Genomic DNA, 805 nt, shown 5'->3' with positions numbered 1-805 from the left:
GTCGACAGGGCGGTATAGTCCCGGTCGCAGGGAAAGCGGGTGACGATCGACATGGCGCAATACGGACTGGCCACAGCGCCAAATTGCGAAACCATCTCGTCGGGATGGTTGTTCAGATTGTCATAGGCCGAGGTTGTCCGAATGCCGCTGTTTTGCTTGACCTTGGCCATCGAATTGGGATTGCCGTTGGTCAACGTGTCGTCGCGATAGATCCTGGCCTTGTTGTTCGTCGGATCGATGTAGCGATGCTCGATGATCGGCAGGAAGCCGTAATAGGCGATTGCCCGCGCCGCGTGGCAGAAGACGAAGCCGCCGCTCTCGCATTTGAGAACATAGTTCGACGAGTTGCAGCCGGCCGGATAGTAAGTCGTGACCGTGCGCGGCCAGATGATGATGTCGTCGATGTAGCTGTATTCGGTGTTGCGCGAATTGAAGCGGTGCTTTTCCCAATCCGTGTCCGGCGTCGACAAAGGATCGTAGGACGCATCGGCCATGATCTTGACCATCGGCACGCCGCTGCCGTCGAGCCCGATGAAGCCGCGCGTGCTCATGCGAACAGTTCGATCTTGGCTTCTGTGCCGTTGCCGGTGATCACCAGCTTGCCGTTGGCGGATTGCAGCTCTTCCACGATGGCCGTGCCGATCCGCGCGACCTGCAGCTTCAATTCGCCGCTTGCGAACACCAGGGGCGTGCCGTCGTTGGTTCCGTCAGTGACGACGAACTGATCAGCCTTGATGACAAAGCGCGAGAACGGCGCCAAAGGATTGCCGCCGGTAAAGCCGGCTTCCATGACATAGCCGGCATC

General features: G+C 58.9%; 1 protein-coding gene and 1 pseudogene. Both read right to left on the bottom strand.

What is annotated here, in order from left to right; translation table 11 throughout:
* A pseudogene (locus EN893_RS36160) lies at positions 1-551 on the bottom strand (hypothetical protein); the annotation flags it as partial.
* The coding region (locus EN893_RS38475) for a hypothetical protein (RefSeq protein WP_164901500.1) at positions 548-805 on the bottom strand (258 nt) is incomplete at its 5' end. The pseudogene EN893_RS36160 and the gene EN893_RS38475, both read right to left, overlap by 4 nt.

Origin of the sequence: Mesorhizobium sp. M7A.F.Ca.CA.004.04.2.1 (assembly GCF_004022825.1) — a bacterium.
GTDB lineage: Bacteria > Pseudomonadota > Alphaproteobacteria > Rhizobiales > Rhizobiaceae > Mesorhizobium.
Note: the sequence above shows the minus strand (reverse complement) of the source record. Positions and strands in the feature narration are given on the sequence as shown.